The 22,785-nt window shown below is 65.5% G+C and carries 21 protein-coding genes; 13 read left to right on the top strand and 8 right to left on the bottom strand.

What is annotated here, in order from left to right; translation table 11 throughout:
• Nucleotides 1–167: 167 nt before the first annotated feature.
• Nucleotides 168–1,742, top strand: a complete 1,575-nt coding sequence (locus tag ACSQ23_RS06730; protein ID WP_436090134.1) for an MFS transporter — start codon at nt 168–170, stop codon at nt 1,740–1,742.
• Nucleotides 1,743–1,865: 123 nt separating this feature from the next.
• Nucleotides 1,866–2,837, top strand: coding sequence for a ketopantoate reductase family protein (locus ACSQ23_RS06725; RefSeq protein WP_436090133.1), 972 nt, complete (start codon nt 1,866–1,868; stop codon nt 2,835–2,837).
• 203 nt (nt 2,838–3,040) lie between these two features.
• On the opposite strand, the gene ACSQ23_RS06720 is transcribed toward ACSQ23_RS06725, so the two are convergent.
• Entirely contained in the window at nt 3,041–4,168 is a 1,128-nt protein-coding gene (locus tag ACSQ23_RS06720; RefSeq protein ID WP_436090132.1) for an S-(hydroxymethyl)glutathione dehydrogenase/class III alcohol dehydrogenase, read from the bottom strand.
• A gap of 194 nt (nt 4,169–4,362) precedes the next feature.
• Here ACSQ23_RS06720 and rimP point away from each other — a divergent pair, with 194 nt between their 5' ends.
• The 7 genes from rimP (at nt 4,363) to ACSQ23_RS06685 (ending at nt 13,190) form a co-directional block, all read left to right on the top strand.
• Nucleotides 4,363–5,037, top strand: a complete 675-nt coding sequence (gene rimP / locus ACSQ23_RS06715) for a ribosome maturation factor RimP (RefSeq protein WP_055874352.1) — start codon at nt 4,363–4,365, stop codon at nt 5,035–5,037.
• Entirely contained in the window at nt 5,038–6,639 is a 1,602-nt protein-coding gene (nusA, locus tag ACSQ23_RS06710; RefSeq protein WP_055874349.1) for a transcription termination factor NusA, read from the top strand.
• 19 nt (nt 6,640–6,658) lie between these two features.
• Nucleotides 6,659–7,276: an RNA-binding protein gene (locus ACSQ23_RS06705; RefSeq protein WP_055874346.1), complete on the top strand. Its 618-nt coding sequence runs from the start codon at nt 6,659–6,661 to the stop codon at nt 7,274–7,276.
• 121 nt (nt 7,277–7,397) lie between these two features.
• On the top strand, nt 7,398–10,094 hold the full coding sequence (gene infB / locus ACSQ23_RS06700) for a translation initiation factor IF-2 (RefSeq protein WP_436090131.1): 2,697 nt from the start codon (nt 7,398–7,400) through the stop codon (nt 10,092–10,094).
• Nucleotides 10,095–10,097: 3 nt separating this feature from the next.
• The gene (locus tag ACSQ23_RS06695; protein WP_055994261.1) at nt 10,098–10,577 is read left to right on the top strand and encodes a hypothetical protein; all 480 of its coding nucleotides are present in this window, start codon (nt 10,098–10,100) and stop codon (nt 10,575–10,577) included.
• 105 nt (nt 10,578–10,682) lie between these two features.
• Nucleotides 10,683–11,201, top strand: a complete 519-nt coding sequence (locus tag ACSQ23_RS06690; protein WP_156384472.1) for a hypothetical protein — start codon at nt 10,683–10,685, stop codon at nt 11,199–11,201.
• Between the two features lie 153 nt (nt 11,202–11,354).
• Complete coding sequence (locus tag ACSQ23_RS06685) at nt 11,355–13,190, top strand: ABC transporter ATP-binding protein (protein WP_436090130.1); 1,836 nt, start codon at nt 11,355–11,357, stop codon at nt 13,188–13,190.
• A gap of 189 nt (nt 13,191–13,379) precedes the next feature.
• Here ACSQ23_RS06685 and ACSQ23_RS06680 read toward each other — a convergent pair whose 3' ends face one another.
• From ACSQ23_RS06680 to ACSQ23_RS06670, 3 genes are read right to left on the bottom strand one after another with little or no spacing between them, the layout of a single operon-like run.
• A complete protein-coding gene (locus ACSQ23_RS06680; protein ID WP_436090129.1) occupies nt 13,380–14,015 on the bottom strand; it encodes an ATP-dependent Clp protease proteolytic subunit in 636 nt (211 codons plus the stop codon).
• Between the two features lie 42 nt (nt 14,016–14,057).
• Nucleotides 14,058–14,399: an SRPBCC family protein gene (locus tag ACSQ23_RS06675; protein ID WP_436090128.1), complete on the bottom strand. Its 342-nt coding sequence runs from the start codon at nt 14,397–14,399 to the stop codon at nt 14,058–14,060.
• A complete protein-coding gene (locus ACSQ23_RS06670) occupies nt 14,396–14,707 on the bottom strand; it encodes an ArsR/SmtB family transcription factor (protein WP_055874328.1) in 312 nt (103 codons plus the stop codon). Before ACSQ23_RS06670 ends, ACSQ23_RS06675 begins: the two co-directional genes overlap by 4 nt.
• 97 nt (nt 14,708–14,804) lie before the next feature.
• Between ACSQ23_RS06670 and ACSQ23_RS06665 the strand changes: the two genes are divergently transcribed.
• A complete protein-coding gene (locus ACSQ23_RS06665) occupies nt 14,805–15,413 on the top strand; it encodes a hypothetical protein (RefSeq protein ID WP_436090127.1) in 609 nt (202 codons plus the stop codon).
• A gap of 150 nt (nt 15,414–15,563) precedes the next feature.
• Here the strand turns inward: ACSQ23_RS06665 and ACSQ23_RS06660 are convergent, their stop codons facing one another.
• The 4 genes from ACSQ23_RS06660 to ACSQ23_RS06645 all read right to left on the bottom strand — a co-directional run bounded on the left by ACSQ23_RS06660 (nt 15,564) and on the right by ACSQ23_RS06645 (nt 20,075).
• On the bottom strand, nt 15,564–17,807 hold the full coding sequence (locus ACSQ23_RS06660) for an ATP-binding cassette domain-containing protein (protein ID WP_436090126.1): 2,244 nt from the start codon (nt 17,805–17,807) through the stop codon (nt 15,564–15,566).
• 60 nt (nt 17,808–17,867) lie between these two features.
• Nucleotides 17,868–18,080: a hypothetical protein gene (locus ACSQ23_RS06655; RefSeq protein WP_436090125.1), complete on the bottom strand. Its 213-nt coding sequence runs from the start codon at nt 18,078–18,080 to the stop codon at nt 17,868–17,870.
• Nucleotides 18,081–18,136: 56 nt separating this feature from the next.
• Entirely contained in the window at nt 18,137–18,886 is a 750-nt protein-coding gene (locus ACSQ23_RS06650) for an ABC transporter permease (RefSeq protein WP_436090124.1), read from the bottom strand.
• A gap of 241 nt (nt 18,887–19,127) precedes the next feature.
• On the bottom strand, nt 19,128–20,075 hold the full coding sequence (locus ACSQ23_RS06645; protein WP_436090123.1) for an ATP-binding cassette domain-containing protein: 948 nt from the start codon (nt 20,073–20,075) through the stop codon (nt 19,128–19,130).
• A gap of 204 nt (nt 20,076–20,279) precedes the next feature.
• Between ACSQ23_RS06645 and ACSQ23_RS06640 the strand changes: the two genes are divergently transcribed.
• The 3 genes from ACSQ23_RS06640 (at nt 20,280) to truB (ending at nt 22,734) form a co-directional block, all read left to right on the top strand.
• Nucleotides 20,280–21,062, top strand: a complete 783-nt coding sequence (locus tag ACSQ23_RS06640; protein WP_055994279.1) for a TetR/AcrR family transcriptional regulator — start codon at nt 20,280–20,282, stop codon at nt 21,060–21,062.
• Nucleotides 21,063–21,256: 194 nt separating this feature from the next.
• Nucleotides 21,257–21,664: a 30S ribosome-binding factor RbfA gene (rbfA, locus tag ACSQ23_RS06635; protein WP_055994281.1), complete on the top strand. Its 408-nt coding sequence runs from the start codon at nt 21,257–21,259 to the stop codon at nt 21,662–21,664.
• 44 nt (nt 21,665–21,708) lie between these two features.
• Entirely contained in the window at nt 21,709–22,734 is a 1,026-nt protein-coding gene (truB, locus tag ACSQ23_RS06630) for a tRNA pseudouridine(55) synthase TruB (RefSeq protein ID WP_436090122.1), read from the top strand.
• The last annotated feature ends 51 nt before the right edge of the window (nt 22,735–22,785 follow it).

Here is a 22,785-nt window from a genome sequence, read left to right as displayed (position 1 = left end):
ATCCCTCAACCTCCACCAGCGCTGCTGCATCCCACCAGGTTCCCGCCTTCGCGGGAATGTCACCCAGTTTGGGGTCTGCGATGCGGCGAGAAGGTACCATCACTAAAGCGTTGACTTAAGCATTATGCTCGATTACTTAAGTCACACCTTAAGTGAAAGGAGCCGCCATGTCAGCCCCGAACTCCCGCGCCACGGCCCGCGAATGGACCGGTCTTGCCGTCCTCGCCCTGCCGACGCTGCTGATTTCCATCGACGTCTCGGTCATTCTGCTCGCCCTCCCCAGGATCAGCGAAACGCTCGGCGCCGACAGTGCCCAGCAGCTCTGGATCATGGATATCTACGGCTTCCTGCTTGCCGGCTTCCTCATCACCATGGGCACCATCGGCGATCGCATCGGCCGGCGGAAGCTGCTGATGTTCGGTGGCGCCGCCTTTGCCGCCGCCTCGGTGCTGGCCGCCTTCTCCACCTCGGCGACGATGCTGATCGCAGCGCGCGGCCTCCTCGGTATTGCCGGCGCAACGCTCTCGCCCTCGATCCTGGCGCTCATCACCAACATGTTCCACGACGAGCGGCAGCGCGGCTTCGCCATCTCGATCTGGCTCACCTGCTTCATGGGCGGCATGCTGCTCGGCCCGCTGGTCGGCGGCGTCATGCTCGAGCATTTCTGGTGGGGCGCTCCGTTCCTGCTCGGCGTGCCGGTGATGCTGCTGCTGCTCGTCACCGCCCCGGCGCTCTTGCCCGAATACAAGGCGCCGCAGGCCGGCCGGCTCGACCTGGTGAGCGTCATCCTGTCGCTCGGCGCCATCCTGCCCATGGTCTATGGGTTGAAGGAACTGGCCAAGGGCGATGTGTCGCTTGCCCCGTTCGGCGCCATCGCTTTCGGGCTGCTGCTGGCCATCGTCTTTATCCGTCGCCAGGTGACGCTGGCCCATCCGCTGGTCGATCTGAAGCTGTTCAGGAACGCCGCCTTCACTGCGGTGATCGGGGCGATGTTCCTCATCACCGTCACCGGCGCCATCATGGTGCTGACGGCGCAGTATTTTCAGCTCGTTGCCGGTCTTACCCCGCTTTGGGCCGGGCTCTGCGGCCTGCCGGCGATCCTGTTGATGATCGTCGCCTTCATGCTGGCGCCCAAGCTGGCGCAGACCATCCGCCCCGGCCTGCTTATCGCCTCCGGCATGGGCGTCGCTATTATCGGCCTGCTGATCGTGGTGTTCCTCATCCAGAGCTACGGCGTGCCCGCGGTGATCGTCGGCTTCGCCCTGTTCAATTTGGGCTGCGCGCCGATGGTGACGCTCGGCACCGGCATCATGATGGGCTTTGTCGCGCCGGAACGAGCCGGTGCGGCCGCCGCCTTGCAGGAGGCCTCGTCGGAGTTCGGCTTCTCGCTCGGCATCGCCGCGCTCGGCAGCCTCGGCACGCTGGTCTATCGCAGCCTGCTATCCGGCAACCTGCCGGCCGGGCTGACCGAGGCGCAGACGCATTTCGCCACCGAAACGCTGGCCGGCGCGGCGGGTGTCGCTGCCAGCCTCCCCGACGGCGCGCCGTTGCTCACCGCGGCCAGTGCTGCCTTCACCTCGGCGCTGCAGCTGGTGGCGACGGTGGAGGCCGGCGTGCTGCTGCTGATCGCCATTGTCGCCCTTACCGCTTTGCGCGGTGTCGAACCCCTGGGCGCCGGCGGCGGCGCCCATCCCACTCCGCCTCAGGCGGATAGCAAAGACCGTCTGGCTGCTGCCCAGTGACGGTCCGGCCGGCGGTGGGACAAGCGCTGGGTACGTGAACCCCGCCGCCGGCTATCTCACGCTACTTTGGACTGCCTTGTTCGGGCCGCCCATTACCGCCAAGCTGGGCCAAAGGAGTTCAGCATGCGGTTCATCATCTACGGCGTCGGCGCCATCGGCGGCACCTTCGCAGCGTCCCTCGCCAGCGCCGGCCACGATGTGGTCGGCATCGCCCGCGGCGATATGCTGGCGGCAATCCGGAACAATGGCGGGCTGATGTTCCGCACCACCACGGCTGCGCAACTGGTGAACTTCCCGGTGGTCGGCGCGCCTGATGAGCTCGAGTTCCGGCCCGACGACGTCATCTTCCTCACCATGAAGGGTCAGCATACGGCTCCGGCGCTTGACGAGTTGCGGGCCGCCGGCGTCACGACCCAGGCGGTGGTCTGCGCCCAGAACGGCGTCAACAACGAGCGGCTGGCGCTGCGGCTGTTCCCTAACGTCTACGCCATGACGGTGATGCTGCCAGCCGATTACGTGACGCCGGGCGAAGTGATCTGCTACGGCACGCCCAAGCGTGGGCTCATTGACCTCGGCCGCTATCCGCATGGGCTCGACGATAACGTCGCGGCGATCGCCACTGCCTTCGACAGCGCCGGCTTTGCTGCCTTTCCGCTCGAGCAGGTGATGCGCTCCAAATACGGCAAGCTGCGCGACAATCTCGGCAATGTGGTCGAGGCGGCGCTCGGCCATGGGAGCCGCTCCGGCCCGCTGCTGGATGCGATCCAGGCCGAGGCCGAAGCGGTCTATGCCGCCGCCGGCATCGACTGGGTGGCGGTCGGCAATGCCGATCCGCGCCGCAAGGGCCTGATGGAAATGGGCGCCGTCGCCGGCGTCACCCGCACTGGCGGCTCCTCGATCCAGAGCCTCAAACGCGGCGCCGGCACCATCGAGACCGACTACCTCAACGGCGAGATCGTGTTGCTCGGCCGGTTGTACGGGGTGCCGACCCCGCTCAACGCCGGGCTGGTCACGATCGGCCACGAGCTGGTGGCGAAGGGGGCCAAGCCGGGCAGCATGAGCGAGGCGGAGCTGCGGGCGCGGTTGGGGCTTTAGCTTCGCTTGGAGCTTTGGGCGCCTCAAACTCGATCTATCGCTTCCCTCCCCTCAAGGGGCAGGGCTATCGCATATGGGGCACTGACAGTAGCTGGGTGGCCTTCTCCCACAAGGGGAGAAGGCACTCACACAACGGCCGGTGGCTTTCCATATGCGATAGCCATGCCTCAAGGGGGAGGGCGCGGCCGGTGGTCGAGTCCCCCCTAGAACAGCACCACGCTGCGGATGCTCTCACCGTGGTGCATCAGCTCGAACCCCTGGTTGATGTCCTCGAGCCTGAGCGTGTGGGTGATCATCGGGTCGATCTCGAGCTTGCCGCTCATGTACCAGTCGACGATTTTCGGCACATCGGTACGGCCGCGGGCGCCGCCGAAGGCGGTGCCCATCCAGGTGCGGCCGGTGACCAGCTGGAACGGGCGGGTGGAGATTTCCTGCCCGGCGCCGGCCACCCCGATCACCACCGATTTGCCCCAGCCGCGGTGGCTCGCTTCCAGCGCCTGCCGCATCACCGTGGTGTTGCCGGTGCAATCGAAGGTGTAGTCGGCGCCGCCGATCTGATCGGCTCCGCGCTTGGTGAGGTTGACCAGGTGCGGGACGATGTCGCCCTCGATTTCCTTGGGGTTGACGAAGTGCGTCATGCCGAAGCGCTCGCCCCAGGCGCGCTTGTCGTTATTGAGGTCGACGCCGATGATCATGTCGGCGCCGGCAAGCTTCAGCCCCTGCACCACGTTGAGCCCGATACCGCCCAGCCCGAACACCACGGCGGTGGCGCCGGCCTCGACCTTGGCGGTATTGAGCACCGCGCCGACCCCGGTGGTGACGCCGCAGCCGATATAGAACACCTTGTCGAACGGTGCCCTGGGATCGATCTTCGCCAGCGCGATCTCGGGCAGCACCGTGTGGTTCGAAAAAGTCGAGCAGCCCATATAGTGGTAGATGGTCTGGCCCTTGTAGGAGAAGCGCGAGGTGCCGTCCGGCATCAGGCCCTTGCCCTGGGTGGCGCGGATCGCCGTGCAGAGGTTGGTCTTGCGGCTCAGACAGCTCGGGCACTCCCGGCATTCGGGCGTATAGAGCGGGATCACGTGGTCGCCCGGCTTGAGGCTGGTGACCCCGGCGCCGACCTCCAGCACCACGCCGGCCCCCTCGTGGCCGAGGATCGAGGGGAACAACCCCTCGGGATCGGCGCCCGACAGTGTGAACGCGTCGGTGTGGCAGATCCCGGTGGCCCTGATCTCGACCAGCACTTCGCCGGCCTTGGGCCCCTCGAGATCGAGCTCGACGATTTCGAGTGGTTTCTTCGCCGCGAATGCCACTGCCGCGCGTGTCTTCATTAGTGCTGCTCCGAGTTCGAATCTTGGCTCGCACCATAGACGCTGGAGCCGTGAAGCACAGTCCGGACGCATCACCTTGCGTCGAAGGGCCATCGGCGCTATATGAGCGCCAACAACATCTCTGGCTCTAAGCGAGAGTGGGGTGCCGACCGGGCCCCCGCTCTTTTTGTTTTCTTGAGACCCATCGCAACAGCATGACCTTCGATCTCACCGAAAAGCGCTACATCAAGGAGACCGGCCTCGAGCAGCGGATCGCCCGCATCGTCGAGCCGGTCGCCAATGATCTCGGCTACAGCCTCGTGCGTGTGAAGATGACGCAGGAGAACGGCCTGACGCTGCAGATCATGGCCGAAGACGGTAATGGCCGCTTTGCCATCACCGACTGCGAGCGGCTGAGCAAAGACGTCTCGCCGGTGCTCGACGTCGAGGATCCGATCGACCGCGAGTATCACCTCGAAGTGTCGTCGCCCGGCATCGACCGGCCGCTGGTTCGCGCCCGCGATTTTGCCGCCTATATCGGCCACGAGGCCAAGGTCGAACTATCCGACCTGCTCGATGGCCGCCGCCGCTTCCGCGGGCTGATCAAGGCGGTCGATGGCGACCATGTCGTCATCACCCTGCCGGACGTCCCCAAGGGCACCGATCCGGATTTTCGCCTGCCGCTGACCATGCTGGCTGAAGCCAAGCTGGTGATGACCGACAAGCTGATGAACATGGCGCAGGTCGACCAGGCAGAATTCCCCATCGACGACGATGAAGACATCGAGACCGTCGAACTCTCGGACGATCCGGAGGCCGATACGGCCGAGGACGCCGACCAGTCAAAATCTGTATCTGAAAAAGACGCTTCCACTGAGGAGACAAACTAAATGGCCGTTAGCGCGAACCGCCTGGAGCTGCTCCAGATCGCTGATGCCGTCGCCCGCGAGAAGTCGATCGATCGCATGATCGTCATCGAGTCGATGCAGGACGCGATCGAAAAGGCGGCCAAGACCCGCTACGGCGCCGAGACCAATGTCCGCGCCGAGATCAACCCCAAGACCGGCGAGCTGCGCCTGTGGCGGCTGCTCGAAGTGGTCGAGGCGGTGGAAGAGCCCGGGCGTCAGGTCGAGCTCAAATACGCCAAGACCAAGAACGATGCCGCCAAGCTCGGCGACTTCCTCACCGAGCCGCTGCCGCCGATCGAGTTCGGCCGCATCGCCGCCCAGTCGGCCAAGCAAGTGATCGTGCAGAAGGTGCGCGATGCCGAGCGTGACCGCATGTACGAAGAGTACATCAACCGCGTCGGCGAGATCGTCAACGGTACGGTCAAGCGCGTCGAGTACGGCAATGTCATCGTCGATCTGGGCCGTGGCGAAGCCATTATCCGCCGCGACGAACTGATCCCGCGCGAGCTCTATCGCTACGGCGACCGCGTCCGCGCCTATATCTATGACGTGCGCCGCGAGCAGCGTGGCCCGCAGATTTTCCTGTCCCGCACCCATCCGCAGTTCATGGCGAAGCTGTTCATGCAGGAAGTGCCGGAGATCTACGATGGCATCATCGCCATCCGCTCGATCGCCCGCGATCCGGGCAGCCGTGCCAAGATCGCCGTGACTTCGTCGGATTCCTCGATCGACCCGGTCGGCGCCTGCGTCGGTATGCGCGGCTCGCGCGTCCAGGCGGTGGTCGCCGAACTGCAGGGCGAAAAGATCGACATTATCCCGTGGACCGAATCGATCGCCGACCTCGTCGTGTCGGCGCTGCAGCCGGCTGATGTGGCGAAGGTCGTGCTCGACGAGCAGGCCGAGCGCATCGAAGTCGTGGTGCCTGACGAGCAGCTCAGCCTCGCCATCGGCCGCCGTGGCCAGAACGTGCGCCTCGCCTCGCAGCTGATCGGCTGGGATATCGACATCCTCACCGAGGCCGAAGAGTCCGAGCGCCGCCAGAAGGAATTCACCGAGCGCTCTGCTTTGTTCATGCAGGCCCTTGATGTTGACGAGATGGTTGCCCAACTACTGGCTTCCGAAGGCTTCTCCTCGGTCGAGGAGCTCGCCTATATCGACGCTTCGGAAATCGCCTCGATCCAGGGTTTTGACGAAGAGACCGCGGCGGAAATCCAGCAGCGCGCTTCCGACTACCTGGCGGCGATCGAGAAGGCCAATGACGACGAGCGCATCAAGCTCGGCGTCGAGGACGAGCTCTATGAGATCCCGGGCCTGAATGCGGCGATGCTCGTCGCGCTGGGCAAGGAAGAGATCAAGAACGTCGAGGACTTTGCCGGTTGCGCCGCCGACGACCTGGTGGGCTGGACCGAACGCAAGGACGGCGAGACCAAGCGGTTCGAGGGCACCTTCAAGGATTTCCCGGTGAGCCGTGAGGAAGCCGAGGAAATGATCCTGCAGGCCCGTCTCAAGGCCGGCTGGATCACTGAAGCCGATCTCGCGGTGGCCGACGAGGCCACCGAGCTGGAAGAAGGGGCGCCCGCGTAATCGGGAGGTCTCGAACCCGGTGCCGCGTCGCGAAGAAACCGAAAGGCAATGCGCCCTCACCCGTGAGGTGAAGCCGATTGCCGAACTGATCCGCTTCGCCGTCTCACCCGACGGCGAGGTGGTGCCCGATACCGACGGCAAGGCCGAAGGGCGCGGCGTCTGGATTACCCTTGGCCTGAAGACTGTGGCCGAGGCGCAAAAGAAGAAGGCCTTCGCCAAAAGCCTCAAGGCCGAGGTGAAGGTGCCCGACGATCTCGCCGGTCTGACCCGGCGCCGGCTGGAGGAGCGACTGCTCAGTTCGCTCTCCCTGGCGCGCAAGGCGGGGCAGCTGGTGACCGGCTCGACCAAGGTCAAGGCGGCGATCGAGGCGGGTGAAGTGCAGGCTCTCCTCACCGCGACCGACGCGGCCGAGGACGGCAGGAACAAGCTCCTGGGTTCGCTCAAGGGCTACACGATGGCGGCGGAAGAGGCGGGTTTTGAGCCCGTCTTAACTCCGCATTTCGAATTGCTCGATTCGGGTCAAATGGGTTTGGCACTCGGGATCGAAAATGTGATACATGCTGCGCTCATCAAGGGGGGCGCGGCCCAGGCGGCGGTGCAACGAGCTGAAAGGCTGGCTCGTTACATCGCCAACTAGACGGGTTGTTTGAGCGGCGCAGCAGCGCTATGCCGCCCCCTGAGCCCTACAATCGGACTTGGTCAGAGAGCGCGAAGCCGCGCTTTCGTGGACAGGTTTCGTGAAGGAAGACGCGAGTTACATGGCTGATAACGACGACAAGCGCGAAGATTCTGGTGCCGGCGGCAAGAAGACGCTGTCATTGAAGGGAGGCCCCTCGATGGGGGCGCGCCCCAATGTGGCACGTTCGTCGCGGAACACTGTGGTCGTCGAGAAGCGCACCCGTTTCGTGCCGCCCGGCGCGCCGGTGCACACGCCGCACACCCCACACACGCCGCGCCCGCCGCAGGGTGGTGGTGGCGGTGCCCCGTCCCAGGGTTCGGGTCGCCCCGCTTCGTCGGGTGCGCCGTCGGGCAATCGCCCGTACCAGTCCAACCAGGGCCGGCCGCCGCTCCGTTCGGGCGCCGCACCGCGTCCGGGTGGTGGGCTGAGCGCCACCGAGGCCGATGCCCGGGCCCGCGCCCTGCGTGAAGCCGCCGGCCGCCAGGCCGAGGACGAGGCCCGCGCCCGCGCCGAAGAGGCTCGCCGCATCGAGGAAGATGCGCGTCGCCGCGCCCTCCGCGAGGAAGCGCAGAAGGCCGAAGAGGCAAAGCAGCTGGCCGCCGAAGGCGAGCGTGCTCTCGAGGCCGTGTCGGAAATCTCGACCGTGTCGCGCGAACCGCGCGTGTCGCCGGCGCGTCGCGCCGCAGCAACGCCGGGCGCCCGTCCGACGGCTCCCGCAGCTGACCTGCCGCCGACGCCGCCCTCCGAAGCCGATGGCCGCAAGACTCGTACGGCTCCCGCGGCGCGCCCGCTGGTCAATGCCGCCGAACTCGAGAACGCCCGTCGTGGCGGCGCTGCCCGCGTTGCAGCAACGCCCGAGCGTCCGACCCGGCGTGCCGGCGAGGAAGCTTTCGCCCGGGCCCGCCTGACCGTCACCAATGCCGGCTCGGAATCCGATCGCGACAAGGGACCGTCGCTGGCCGCCATGCGTCGCCGTCGCGACAAGAAGATGGGCCGCAACCAGCAGCAGGCGCCTAAGCTCAGCCGTGAAGTGACCATTCCTGAGGCGATCACCGTCCAGGAACTGGCCAACCGCATGGCCGAACGTGCCGTCGATATTATCAAGATCCTGATGGCCCAGGGCCAGATGGTGAAGATCACCGACGTCATCGACAGCGATACCGCCGAACTGATCGCCACCGAACTCGGCCATACCGTCAAGCGCGTCTCCGACGCCGACGTGGAAGAGGGTCTCTATGACATCCCGGCCGACGACAAGGCCGAGGACCTGACCAACCGCGCGCCGGTGGTGACCATCATGGGTCACGTCGACCACGGCAAGACCTCGCTGCTCGACGCCATCCGCGAGACCAACGTGGTTTCCGGTGAAGCCGGCGGCATCACCCAGCACATCGGTGCCTATCAGGTCGAAAAGAACGGCCAGAAGATCACCTTCCTCGACACCCCGGGCCACGAGGCGTTCACCGCCATGCGCGCCCGCGGCGCCCAGGCCACCGATATCGCGGTGCTGGTGGTGGCGGCCGATGACGGCGTCATGCCGCAGACCATCGAATCCATCAAGCACGCCAAGGCGGCCGGGGTTCCGATCATTGTCGCCATCAACAAGATGGACAAGCCGAGTGCCAATCCGCAGCGCGTTCGCACCGAACTGCTGCAACACGAAGTGTTCGTCGAATCGATGGGCGGCGATGTGCTCGACGTGGAAGTCTCGGCGGTCACCAAGGCCGGCCTCGACAAACTGCTCGAAACCATCCTGCTGCAGGCCGAAGTGCTGGAGCTCAAGGTGGCCCGCGATGGGCGCGCCGAGGGCCTCGTTATCGAAGCCAAGCTCGATCGCGGCCGCGGTGCGGTGGCGACGGTCCTCGTGCAGCGCGGCACGCTGTCGATCGGCGACATCGTCGTCGCCGGCACCGAGTTTGCCCGCGTTCGCGCGCTGATCAACGACAAGGGCGAGCAGGTGAAGGAAGCCGGCCCGTCCATTCCGGTGGAAGTGCTGGGCTTTACCGGCGTGCCGTCGGCCGGCGACCGCTTCTCGGTGGTCGAGACCGAAGCACGGGCTCGTGAAGTCACCGAGTATCGTCAGCGCCTGATCCGTGAGAAGACCGCAGGCGGCGGCGCCACCAGCCTCGAGCAGATGATGAATCAGCTCAAGGCCTCGGGCATCGCCAAGTTCCCGCTGATCATCAAGGGTGACGTGCAGGGCTCGGTCGAAGCGATCAACGCCTCGCTCAACAAGCTCTCGACCGATGAAGTGTCGGCGCAGATCCTGATGAGTGGCGTCGGCGCCATCACCGAATCCGACGTGACGCTGGCCTCGGCTTCGAACGCCATCATCATCGGCTTCAACGTCCGCGCCAACAAGCAGGCCAGCGATCTCGCCACCCGCGAGGGCATCGAAATCCGCTACTACAACATCATCTACGACCTCGTGGATGACGTGAAGGCAGCGATGTCGGGTCTGCTCAAGCCGGAGCGTCGCGAGACCTTCATCGGCTACGCTTCGATCAAGGAAGTGTTCCAGATCACCAAGGTCGGCAAGGTCGCCGGCTGCCAGGTCACCGAGGGCATCGTCGAACGCGGCGCCGGCGTGCGCCTGCTGCGCGACAACGTGGTGATCCACGAAGGCAAGCTGAAGACGCTCAAGCGCTTCAAGGATGAAGTCAAGGAAGTCCCGGTCGGCCAGGAATGCGGCATGGCCTTCGAGAACTACGAAGACATCCGCGCCGGCGACGTCATCGAATGCTTCCGCGTCGAGAGCGTGGTCCGTTCGCTCTAGGCGATGGTCGACAAGCAATCAAAGAGAGCGCCTGGTGGAAGCCCGGCGCTCTCTTTTCTTTTGGCGGGTGCGAAGGCATTGGTCGTCATCGCCGTTATCGTGACGTTGCCGATCGCTGGCTGGCTCGGGTGGCGGTGGTATCGGCCCGATCATTTCTTCAATCCTGTCGGCCGGCAAGTTCACCTGAGTTTCCTCGACTGCCGCGACAGGGGCCGCTGCCCCGGAGAGGCAGAGCTATGGCAAACCTTGATGCCGGAGGTGTTCGTTACGGGCGAACCTCGCGACGAGGTGATGAAGCGCATCAGCGATGCGGGCTTCGAGAGGTGGGTGGTGGAGAACAACAGTGAGTACTATTCGTCATCCGGTACCGCATTCGATCCGTTTCCCTGCTCCCAACCGTACTACGTCCGGGTCACCTTCGATGGGCAGGGCAAACTCGTCGACGCGGCCACGTCTTTCAGCGGCACTCCAAGCTGCTTGTGAGAGGCGGCTGCTCCGCAGCATGCAGTCGCAAGCCCGAGCTGATGCGGAAGAGCAGTGGGCCTTTGTTGGGCTGGTCAATCGCCACGCCGACCGGACCTCGCTCCAGTGACCGAACCCCTCCTCATGCTCACCTACACCCTGACCGCCGCCGACGCGCTGGCCTACGAGTCCCTGCCGCGCGAGCTGGTCGGTTGGCGCAAGTGGCTGTTGCTGGTCTGGCTCGCGGCCGCGGGCGGGCTGGTGGCGTTCCTGCCGGCCGACTGGGTCGGGCCGGAATGGGGCTGGCGCTTCTGGCTGGCGGCGCTCGTGCTGGTCGGCATCGCCTATGCGCTGGCCACCACCCTGATGACGCTGGCCACGCATCGTCGGGCCCGTCGCCGCATTCCCGCGCCCACGGTCGTAACGCTCGAGCAATGGGGTGACCATCTCGCAGTGACAACGGCCGAGCGGCAGCTGTTCATCGCCTACGAGACCATCGCCGATGTCGCCATCGGCAAATCCCACGTCTTCATCACCGCGCCACCCGAGGCGCTGATCGTGCCGCTTACGGCGTTTGCCGACCGGGACGAGATGACGGCGTTCGGCGAGGACATCGACCGGCTGTCGCATCAAGCCGTCCCCTGACCGGCTCGCCTACCTGCCCGAATTGCTGGTTTCGCCGCGACGCGCTCCACCCTAGAGTTGTTCTCGATTTCAGGATGATTTTCGATGCGTGGCGTTGGCGGTAGAGTCGGGGGCGGGGGACGTGGGGCGAACGGCCCGGACATCCCTGATGCCTTGCCCTTCGATAAGGGCGAGCGGCTCAAAACCTTCCGCCATCTCGGTCGGCTGTTCGCCCAGATGTGGCGCACCAGCCCCTGGCTGATGGGCATCAGCATCGTGCTCCGGCTGATCGTCGCCATCCAGCCGCCGCTGGTGCTGCTGCTGACCAAGCTGATCATCGACGAGGTGGTGCATCAAACCAGCCTCGGCGTGCCCGGCCCGGAACTGAGCGACTGGCTGCAGAGCGGCCGGCTCAGCTTCCTGATGGCGCTGCTGGCCGGCGAGTTCGTACTGGTCTTCGCCCGCGACGCCTTCAACCGCGCCATCAACGTGGTCGACAATATCCTCGGCGAAAGCCACTCCAACGCCGTCAGCCTCGAGCTGATGGAGCATGCGGCCAAGCTCGATCTGAAGCACTTCGAGCAGTCGGAATACCAGGATCGGCTGGAGCGAGCCCGCCGGCAGGCCTCGAGCCGCTCGACCGTCATCTCGCAGGTGTTCGGCCAGGCGCAGGCGATGATCACTGCCGCGGCGCTGGCCGCCGGCCTCTTCCTCTACGCCCCACTGCTGATCGGGCTGCTGGCGCTGGCGCTGATCCCGGCGGTGTGGGGCGAGTTCCGCTTCAACCGCCTCGCCTACTGGATCTCGCATAACCGCTCGCCCGAACGGCGGCAGCTCGAATACCTGCGCCAGATCGGCGCCAGCGCCGACAGCGCCAAGGAGATCAAGCTGTTCGGGCTCGGCGAGTTCCTTTCCGGCCGCTTCAAGGGGCTGAGTGACCAGATCCTGATCGAGAACCGCAACCTCTCGATCAAGCGCGCCCTGCAGACCGGGCTGCTCGCCTCGATCTCGACCCTCACCTACTACGCCGCCTACGCCTATATCGTCTGGCGCACCCTGCACGGCGAGTTCTCCATCGGCACGCTGGTGTTCCTGTCGGGCAGTTTCTCGCAGCTCAACGGCTACCTGCAGCAGATTTTGATCGGCTTCACCCAGATCGCCGGGCAGTCGCTTTATCTCGACGACCTGTTCAGCTTCTTCGAGATCAAGCCGACCATCCTCGACCCCAAACACCCAAAACCCTTCCCGCTGCCGGTCAAGCAGGGGCTGGTGTTCGAAAATGTCGGTTTCCGCTATCCGGGCTCGGAAAACTGGGCGGTGCGCAACCTGAGTTTTGCCGTACCGGCCGGCGAGACGCTGGCGCTGGTGGGCGAGAACGGCGCCGGTAAGACCACCATCGTCAAGCTGATGACCCGGCTCTACGACCCCGACGAGGGCCGCATCACCCTCGATGGCATTGATCTGAAGGAGTTCGCCACGGCGGACCTCCGCACCCATATCGGCGTGATCTTTCAGGATTTCCTGCGCTACAGTTTTACCGCTTCGGACAATATCGGTGTGGGCCGCATCGAGGTGGCCGCCGACCGCGAGCGCATCGTCTCCGCCGCCGAGCAGAGCCTTGCCGACCCGGTGATCCGAAAACTCCCCGAGGGCTACGACCAGATGCTCGGCCGCACCTTTCTGAAGGGGCAGGATCTGTCGGGCGGCGAGTGGCAGAAGATCGCCATCGCCCGCGCCTATATGCGCAACGCCGAGATCATCATCCTCGATGAGCCGACCGCGGCGCTCGATGCGCGCGCCGAGGCCGAAGTGTTCACCCGCTTCAAGAACCTCGCCGAAGGCACCACCGCGGTGCTGATCTCGCACCGCTTCTCCACCGTCCGCATGGCCGACCGCATCGTCGTCCTCGCCGACGGCAAGGTGGAAGAGCAGGGGACGCACGCCGAACTGATGGCGAATGGTGGGCGCTATGCCGAACTGTTCGAGCTGCAGGCGCAGGGGTATCGGTGAAGTGCACCGTCGGTGGTCTCTCGTCCCCTCGCCCCTTTGGGGAGAGGGTCAGGGTGAGGGGCAGCCAAGCACACCGACCTCTGCTGCCTTGCTAAGCCAAATGCTCGATGTCAGCGTGCTTGGCGCCCCTCACCCCAGCCCTCTCCCCAGAGGGGCGAGGGGGCGGTGTGGCGCCGCCAGGCGCAATTTCTACCGACCCATCGGCAGTTCCGGCATCGGCATCGCCAGTTCCGCTCGCTCGGTGAAGATCGCGTCGATCAGTCCCCAATCCCGCGCCTCCTCAGGCGACATGTAGCGGTCGCGGTCGAGGGTGCGTTCGACTTCCTCGATGGTGCGGCCGCAGTGTTTGGCATAGATGCGGTTGATCCGCGCCTTCACCTTCTGGCTCTCCTCGGCATGGATCAAGACGTCGGTGACCTTGCCCTGGGCACCGCCCGAGGGTTGATGCACGAGGATCGAGGCATTGGGCAGCGCCATGCGGCGGCCCGGAGCGCCGCCGGCGAGGAGGAACGAGCCCATCGAGTAGGCGGTGCCCATGCAGAGCGTCGACACCGGCGATTTGATGAACTGCATCGTGTCGTAGATGGCGAGGCCCGCCGTCACCACCCCGCCGGGCGAGTTGATATAGAGCGAGATTTCCTTGCCCGGGTTCTCGGATTCAAGGAACAGCAGCTGGGCGCAGATCAGCGCTGCCATCTGATCCTCGACCTCGCCATTGACGAAAATGATCCGCTCGCGCAGCAGCCGCGAGAAGATATCGAACGAACGCTCCCCGCGGCTCGACTGTTCGATGACCATAGGGACGAGCTGCATCATGTCGCGCATCGGCAACCTCCTTCAGAACGGCTTTGAGTGATGAGTTGGGGCTTAAGCGGCCCGCAGCATCGCGGTGTTGGTATTGGCGGGTATCGGCACGCGCAGTGGCGTCGCCACCCGGTCGTGCACCAGCCGCAGCCAGGTGCCGCCCTCGGGCGTCGCCTCGAGCGTGAAGGTCACCAGTTCTCCCTCGGCATCGCCCTCACGCCAGCTGAGCCGCAGCCGATGCGGCGGCACCGCTTCCACCACCTCGGCGGTGAAGCGCTCGCCGTCACCGTCGGGCAGCAGCCAGGCATCGCGATAGGCCGGGATCGACAGCGCCCGCCACACCTTCTCCGGCGCGGCGTCGAGCCCGCATTCGACCGTTACGCGCTCGGCTTCGGATTCGCTCATTGATCCATCTCCTTGAGGAAGTCCTTGAGGCGGCCGAGCCGCTCGGGCCAGAACGCCTGGTAGCGGCTCAGCCAGTCATGCAGCGGCGCCATGCCGTCGGGGTTCACCGCGTAGTGGACGCTGCGTCCCTCGCGCCGTTCGCGGATCAGCCCGGCGCCGCGCAGCACCGCGATGTGCTGCGACATCGCCGGCTGCGAGATGGCAAAGCCCTCGCCCAGCGCCGAGCCGGTCAGCTCGCCGGAGGCCAGCCGCTCCAGCATGGCGCGGCGATTCGGGTCGGCCAGCGCCTTGAAGATATCTGCTTCCATGCACAACACATAAGCCAATACTTATGAGTCGCGCAAGCCCGCTCGACTCCCGCGCTGCGCGCGCATAGGTTCCGCCCGCTTCGTCGGGAGGATGTCGATGCGCAGCCTGTTGCTTATCCTGGCCCTCATGGCCGCCTCGCCCACCCTGGCCGAGGAGGCGCCGACGCTCGGCCGCGCTGGCGTGAACCTCAGTTTCGAGGCTTTGGGCCATCGCTTCGTGCTGCCGACGCCGGATTGGCTGGTCGAATCGAACACCTATGGCGATGCCACGCAGGCTTTCGTCGAGTTCTTCCCGAAAGGCGAGTCGGTCGACAACTGGACCACCACCTACGCGGCGCGGCTGACGCTGCAGCCCGGCCGAAGCCTCGACGACTACCGGCGCGCCACCATGTATGGCTACTCGCAGATCTGTAAGGACGAGGCGCTCGGCTTCTTCAATTTCGGCGAGGAGACGGACACGTTCTTTCCCGCCCTCGGCATGGCCTGCGGCGCCTACAAGGACAATGGCAAGCTGCGCGGGCTGGGCGAGGTGATGGTGGCGGTGTTCCGCAAAACCGATACCGGCATCGCCATGGTCTACCAGGAATGGAAGGGCCGGGCGTTCGATCCGTCCAACCCCGAAACCTGGCCGGTGGATGCGAAGGCGTTCCAGGCGCGGGCGAAGGAATTGCAGGACGTGGTGCAACTGGAAAAGCTCCCCGACTGATAGAGACGGCCCCCTCCCGGCCTCCCCCATGAAGGGGGAGGTGAAGAGTCGTGGCTCTGTCTTCGATCGTGCCAAGCAACCGGCGGAGCACCTCCCCCTTCATGGGGGAGGATGGGAGGGGGCCGTCTGCTTCAGTCGGCGCCTTCGAGCCTACCCCCGCGCCGCCAGCGCCGCTCCCGTCAAGCTGCCCTTCGCCCCCTTGAGCCCCGTCGGTGTGCCCTCGAACACCACGCTGCCACCCTCATTGCCGGCCCCCGGCCCGAGGTCGATCACCCAGTCCGCCCGGCTGATCACGTCGAGATTGTGCTCGATGACGATCACCGTCGAGCCGGCATCGACCAGCCGGTCGAACAGGCCGATCAGCGTGTCGACGTCGTTCATGTGGAGCCCGGTGGTGGGTTCGTCCAGCACGTAGATATTGCCGGATTTGCCGAGTTCCGCCGCCAGCTTCAGGCGCTGGCGTTCACCGCCCGAGAGGGTCGAGAGCGGCTGTCCCAAGGTGAGGTAGCCGAGCCCGACATCGTCGAGACCCCTCAAAATCTTGGCGATGGCAGGTTCGGTGAAGAACTCGGTCGCCTCGCCGACGCTCATCTCGTAGACGTCGCTGATCGCCTTGCCGCGCAGCTTGTGCTGCAGCACTTCCTCGGTGAAGCGCTTGCCCTCGCAGGTCTCGCAGACGCTCGCCACCGGGTCCATGTGCGCGAGGTCGGTATAGGTGACCCCCAGCCCCTTGCAGTCAGGGCAGGCGCCCTTCGAGTTGGCCGAGAACAAAGCCGCGTCGACCCCGTTGGCCTTGGCGAAGGTCTTGCGGACCGTGTCGAGAATGCCGGTATAGGTGGCGGTGTTGGAGCGTGACGAACCGCGGTTGAGGTTCTGGTCGATGATCACCGTGTCGGGGTAGGCGGCCGGCAGCGAACCCTGGATCAGCGAACTCTTGCCGGCGCCGGCGACGCCGGTGACCACCGTGAGCACGCCCTCGGGGATCGACACTGATACGTCGCGCAGGTTGTTGGTCTTGGCGTGGGCGATCTTCAGCTGACCCTTGGCCTTGCGCCCATCGGCCTTGATCGCCTGGTACTTTTTCATGTGGTTGCCGGTCAACGTGCCGGATTTGAGCAGCCCTTCGAAATCGCCCTCGTAGACGATCTCGCCACCCTTTGAGCCGGCGAATGGGCCCATATCGACCACATGATCGGCAATGGCGATCATGTCGGGCTTGTGCTCGACGATCAGCACCGTGTTACCCTTGTCCCTGAGCTGCTGCATCAGCCCGGCCAGCGGCGCGACATCGTGCGGATGGAGCCCGACGCTCGGCTCATCGAACACATAGGTGATGTCGGTCAGCGACGAACCGAGATGGCGCACCATCTTCACCCGCTGGCTTTCGCCGCCCGACAGCGTCGAGCTCTCGCGGTCGAGGCTCAGATAGCCAAGTCCGATGGTGACGAGGTTCTCGAGCCGCGCTGCCAGCGCCGCGATCATCGGCTTGATCGAGGGCGCCTCGATCGAGCGGACGAACGGCGCGAGGTCTGAGACCTGCATCGCCGAACACTCGGCGATCGACTTGCCGTTGACCTTGCTCGCCAGTGCCGCGGCATTGAGCCGGGCGCCGCCGCAGGCCGGGCAGGTCGCGCGGGTGAAGATCTTGTCGTACTCGACGCGAACATGCGGCTGCAGGTTCTCCGGGTCCTTGCTCCCCAACCCCTTCTTCAGCTTGGCGACCACGCCCTCGTAGGTGAGTCCGATCTTGCCGACCTTGATCTTGCGGCCATCGTCGAGGTTGAACAGGTTCTCCCGCTCCTCGGCGCTGTACTTGCTGATCGGCTTGTCCATGTCGAACAGCCCGGAATTGTTGAAGATCTCCCACCACCAGCTGTCGACGGCAAAATCCTTGGGCAACAGGGCGCCCTGGTTGAGCGATTTGCTCTCATCGACCACCGCGCTCATGTCCATCGCCGCAACCTGGCCGATGCCTTCGCAGTCGGGGCACATGCCGCGCGGGTCATTGTAGGAGTAGAGCCCGGGCGCGCCGAGTTTCGGTTCGGCGGCGCGCGAAAAGATCACCCGCAGCATCTGCGCCGCGTCGGTGACGGTGGCGACGGTGGAGCGCGAGTTGCCCCCCAGCCGCTGCTGGTCGACGATGATGGCGGCCGAGATGTTCTCGAGCTCGTCGGCGTCGGGCTGGCCGTAATGCGGCATGAACTGCTGGACGAACGCCGGGTAGGTTTCGTTGATCAGCCGCTGGCTTTCCGCCGCGATGGTGCCGAACACCAGCGAGGATTTGCCTGAGCCCGACACCCCGGTGAACACCGTGATCTTCCGCTTCGGGATATCGAGCGACACGTTCTTGAGATTGTTCTCCCGCGCCCCGCGGATCTTGATCGAACCGTACATGCGAACCCTCTTTCGTACTTTACCAGTTAGTTAAATAGACTTTCGAACGTTGGCAACCCCTCACGGCAGCCGGTCGAGCACCGCGAACTCCTGATGCACCCGGCGGCGCTCGCTGTCGGAGAGCGGCAGCGCCTGGAAGCGGCGATAGAGGTCCGTCGCGACCTGATGCTGACCCATGGCGATTGCCAGTTCGATCCGCGATGCGAGCGCGCGGGCGTCGTCGCCGCTGGGGATCGCAGCGGTGAGGACGGGAATGGTGATTTCCTGGTTCATCACTATGGCCTCGGTTCTGGAAAGGAGGACCGGACGCCCGCAGGCGCCCGGAGATGTCAGAGGCTCGCCTTGCGGATCGCCCGCGCGCCGATGCTGAGCCCGACCACCGCGGTGCCGAGCGCCACCAGCACGCCCCAGAGCACGGTGCTGGTAAACAGCTCGCCGGCGAACAGCGCCCGTTCCGCCTCGATCAGGTAGGTCAACGGGTTGAAACGGCTGGCGATGTAGAGCCAGCCCGGGCCGTTCTCGATCGGCAGCAGCACCCCGCCCAATAGCATCAGCGGCAGCGCCACCGACTGGCTCACCATGTAGAACAGCGACGTGTTGTGCCGCGCCGCGATCGCCAGCGCATAGGAGAGCGCCGCCACCCCGGCGCCGAACAGGGCCAGCAGGGTGAGCCCGAACAGCATCTGGATCGGATGGAGCGCCAGCCCGAACGGCCAGGCGAGGAGAATCAGCGCCAATGCCTGCAGCGCCAAGGGGAACATCTCCTTGAGCGAGCGGCCGAAGATCAGCGCCGGCCGGCCCATCGGCGTCGAGAGGAAGCGCTCCAGCACCCCGCTCATCAGCTCCTCGGTGAGGCTCCAGCCGACCATCGCGGTGCCGAACAGCGTCAGCATCACGATCATCCCCGGCACGAACCATTGCAGCGCCTCGGCGGTCGAGCCGCCGACATTGAGCAGCGGCACGAAGAACGCCAGGTAGAGGATGGGCTGCACCAGCCCGAACGCCATCCACGAGGGATCGGCGAGGGTGGGCTTCATCTCGCGGGTAAACGAGGTGGCGACGTCACGGAAGAAGGTCATAGGTGAATCTCCATTTGATACTGCCCCTCACCCGCCTCGCTACGCGAGGCACCCTCTCCCTCAAGGGGAGAGGGAGGCGATGGCGCGATCCGTACCCACCACTCTTCCTTCTCCCCTTGAGGGAGAAGGTGGCGCGCAACGCCGGATGAGGGGTCCGCAGCCAGTGGCTGCGCGATCCGAGTGAAACGAGGAGCGGCAACGCTGCTTGAGCCTCGCCCTCTTATCGGTGCAAATGGCCCTTTCATGCCGCCGTCTCCCGCAGCGAGCGGCCGGTGAGCCCGAGGAACACATCGTCCAGCGTCGGTCGGCGCACATTTGCCGCCAGCACGCGTGCGCCGCGCTGGTCCAGTGCCCGGATGAAGTCCGGCAGCACCGCCTCGCCGCCCTTCACCGTGACCCGGACCCGGGCGCCGTCGCGGCTGATCTCCCGGGCCTCGGGCAGGTTTGCGGCGAGTTCGGCGGCAAGCACGGCATTGTCCGCGTCGATGGTGATGCGGTCGCCGGCGAGGTTGGCCTTCAGCCGCTCCGGCGTGTCGTTGGCGATGACCAGGCCATTGTCCATGATCATCACCCGCTCGGCCATCTGATCGGCCTCATCGAGATAGTGGGTGGTGAGGAAGATCGTCATGCCGGTCGACTTCCTCAGTTTGAGGATGTGTTCCCAGAGGTTGGCGCGGCTATGCGGGTCGAGCCCGGTCGAGGGCTCATCGAGGAACAGCACCTTCGGGCTGTGCATCAGCCCGAGCGCGATATCGACGCGCCGCTTCTGCCCGCCCGAGAGGCTCATGCCGGTGCGCTTTTCGAGCCCGGTGAGCTCCAGCATGCCGATCAGCTCGTCGGCGCGCCGAGCTGAATCCGCCCTGCTCATCCGCTGCGCCGCGCCCTGCGTCAGCAACTCGTCGCGCAGCTTGTTGTAGCCGCCGGCGCCGGCGCCCTGGCCGACATAGCCGATGCGGCGGCGCACCGCGTTGGCATCGCGCAGCACATCGTGGCCGGCAACGCTCGCCGCACCCTCGGTCGGCGGCAGCAGCGTCGTCAGCATGCGCACGCTGGTGGATTTGCCGGCGCCATTGGGGCCGAGGAACGCCACCAGCTCACCTTCCGCCACGTCGAGGTCGAGGCCGCGCACCGCCTCCACCACACCTTCCTTGGTCTTGAAACTGCGCTTCAGTCCGCGGGCATGGATCATTGCTTCACTCCTCAGTGCTTACATTGGACAAGCCTAACCAGCCCTGCTGACATGACGTGTCAGCAGACTGGTTTTCGACACGCGCGCCGGATGTCCGAATGGATATCTCGACTTTCGCGGGGCGCGGATATAACGTTGTGCAGTGTACGGGGTTTGGATAGACCCAATCCCGTACACTGTAAAGAGTTATTTTGTGGAGGCCGGATGGCCGAGGAAATTGTCGGTCGGGGCGATCCGATCCGGACGCTGGAACTGATGTGGGGCAGGGCCCCGGCGCCCAGGCGCGGGCCCAAATCGCGGGTCAGCGTCGCCGAGCTGGTGGCTGCCGCCGTTGCCATCGCCGACGCCGAGGGCATCGATGCCGTCTCGACCCGCCGGGTTGCCGAAGCGGTCGGCATCTCGCCGATGAGCTTTTACACTCACATCCCGGATAAGGCGGTGCTGCTCGACCTGATGCTCGATGCCGTCGCCACCGGACAGGCCGGCGAGGTGACGCCGGAATTTCACCCGGCCAACTGGCGGGCCAACGTGACCCTGGTGGCGCGCAGCTTTCGCCGCTTCTACCTCGCCCATCCCTGGGCGCTGCAGATCGGCACGCACCGGCCGGTGCTCGGCCCCAACACCATCCGCGCCTATGACAACTTCCTCAGCGTCTTCGACGGGCTCGGCCTCGGCGAAGTCGAGATGGATCTCTGTGTCATCCTCGTCGCCAACTATGTGCATGGCGCGGTCCGCGACGTGGTGCGCGCCAATATGGTCAAGGCGCAGACCGGCATGAGCGACGATGAGTGGTGGTACACCATCGAGCCGTTCCTCTCGACCATGGATTTCTCGCCCTATCCGGTGGCGAGCCGGGTCGGCGCGGTAGTCGGCGAACTCTATGGCCTCGGCGACCCCGATCTGGCCTTCGACTTCGGGCTGGAACGCATCCTCGACGGACTCGAGCGGCTGGTCGAGAGCAAGCGGGATAGTCCACCATTGCCATAGCGTGGCAGAAGTCTCCCAACCCACCGGCCGTCATCCCAGCGAAAGCTGGGATCCAATCATCCGCTTGTGCAGGCTGTGAGTTGAGTCCCAGCTTTCGCTGGGATGACACCGAGTGTGTGGCGAATGGCGTTCCTCAGCACCCCGGATAGGCCCCTACCGTTGACGGAAAGCCGCCAAGCGCCTAACTCAGCCCGATGAAACGCGACACCCACAAGCCCACCGGTCCCAGCCAGCGCATGCTGCGCGTCGGCGAACTGGTGCGCCACGCCCTTTCCGGCGTCTTCGCCCGCGGCGAGATCGAGGATCCGCTGCTTGAAGGCAAGGTCATCACTGTGCCCGAAGTCCGCATGACCCCGGATTTGAAGCTCGCCAGCGCCTATATCATGCCGCTCGGCGGCGCGGGGGCGGAGGAGATCGTCGAGGCGCTCAACCGCCACCACCGCTTCATCCGCGGCCGCGTGGCGCCCGAGCTCGACCTGAAATTCGCGCCGGATCTGCGCTTTTTCGTCGACAACACCTTTGACGAGTTCGGCAAGATCGACGCCCTGCTGCGTTCCGACCGCGTACAGCGCGATATCCTGAAGGATGAGGACGAAGAGTAGCGTCCTGCCGGAACAAGCCTGCGCTCGCAGTCGTCTCCCTCCCCATGATGGGGAGGGATAAAGGGTGGGGTGGAGCCCCACGCTCCGGCGCGAGTGGCCACCCCCACCCTCATTCCCTCCCCAGGGGACGCGGTAGCGCCCCGGGGGGAGGGAGGCGAAAGAGGCCACGTCCAGTGTCCCAAACAAAATCCCTAAAGCGCGACGTCTCCGGTTGGTTGGTTCTCGACAAGCCCTATGACATGACCTCCACCCAGGCGGTGGGCAAGCTCCGCTGGCTGTTCGGCGCCAAGAAAGCCGGTCATGCCGGAACGCTCGACCCGCTGGCGACCGGTATCCTGCCGATCGCCCTGGGTGAGGCGACCAAGACCGTGCCCGCCGTGCAGGACGGCACCAAGGTCTACCGCTTCGCCATCAAATGGGGCGAGGAGACCACCACCGACGACACCGAGGGCGAGGTCAGCGCCCGCTCAGAGGTGCGGCCATCGGAGGCCGAAATCCTCGCTGCGCTCCCCGCTTTCACCGGCGAGATCATGCAGACCCCACCGGCCTTTTCGGCGATCAAGGTCGACGGCGAACGCGCCTATGACCTGGCGCGCGCCGGCGAGGTGGTCGAGCTGGCGGCCCGCCCGGTCTACGTCGAAGCCCTCCGGCTCATTGAACATGCCGGCGAAATCAGCCGGCTGGAAATGACCTGCGAGAAGGGCACCTATGTGCGGGCCCTGGCCCGCGACCTGGCCCGCCAGCTTGGCACGTGCGGCCACGTGGTCGAACTTCGTCGCACCGCCGTCGGCCCGTTCACCGAGGCGCGGGCGGTGACGCTCGAAGCGCTGGAAGCCGCCGCGGATCGCGATGCGCTGCTGCTGCCGGTTTCCGCCGGGCTGTCGCTGCTGCCCGAAATCCGCCTCACCCCGGACCAGGTGAGCGCCGTCCGGCACGGCAACCCCGTGCTGCTCGGCGGCGCATCGGCGCCGATCGCGCTGGACAGCGCCTGGGCCAGCAGCGCCGGCGTCGCCGTGGCGCTGGGGCGGGTTGAAGCCGGCATGTTCAAGCCCCAGCGCGTTATCATCTAGCGCTGGCTGCCGTTGGAACCAATAGCCCAACCGGGCGTTCTCGTGCTCTAA

Source organism: Devosia sp. LjRoot16, from assembly GCF_964252795.1.
Taxonomy (GTDB): Bacteria; Pseudomonadota; Alphaproteobacteria; order Rhizobiales; family Devosiaceae; genus Devosia_A.
This window is presented reverse-complemented; position numbering and strand designations above follow the sequence as displayed.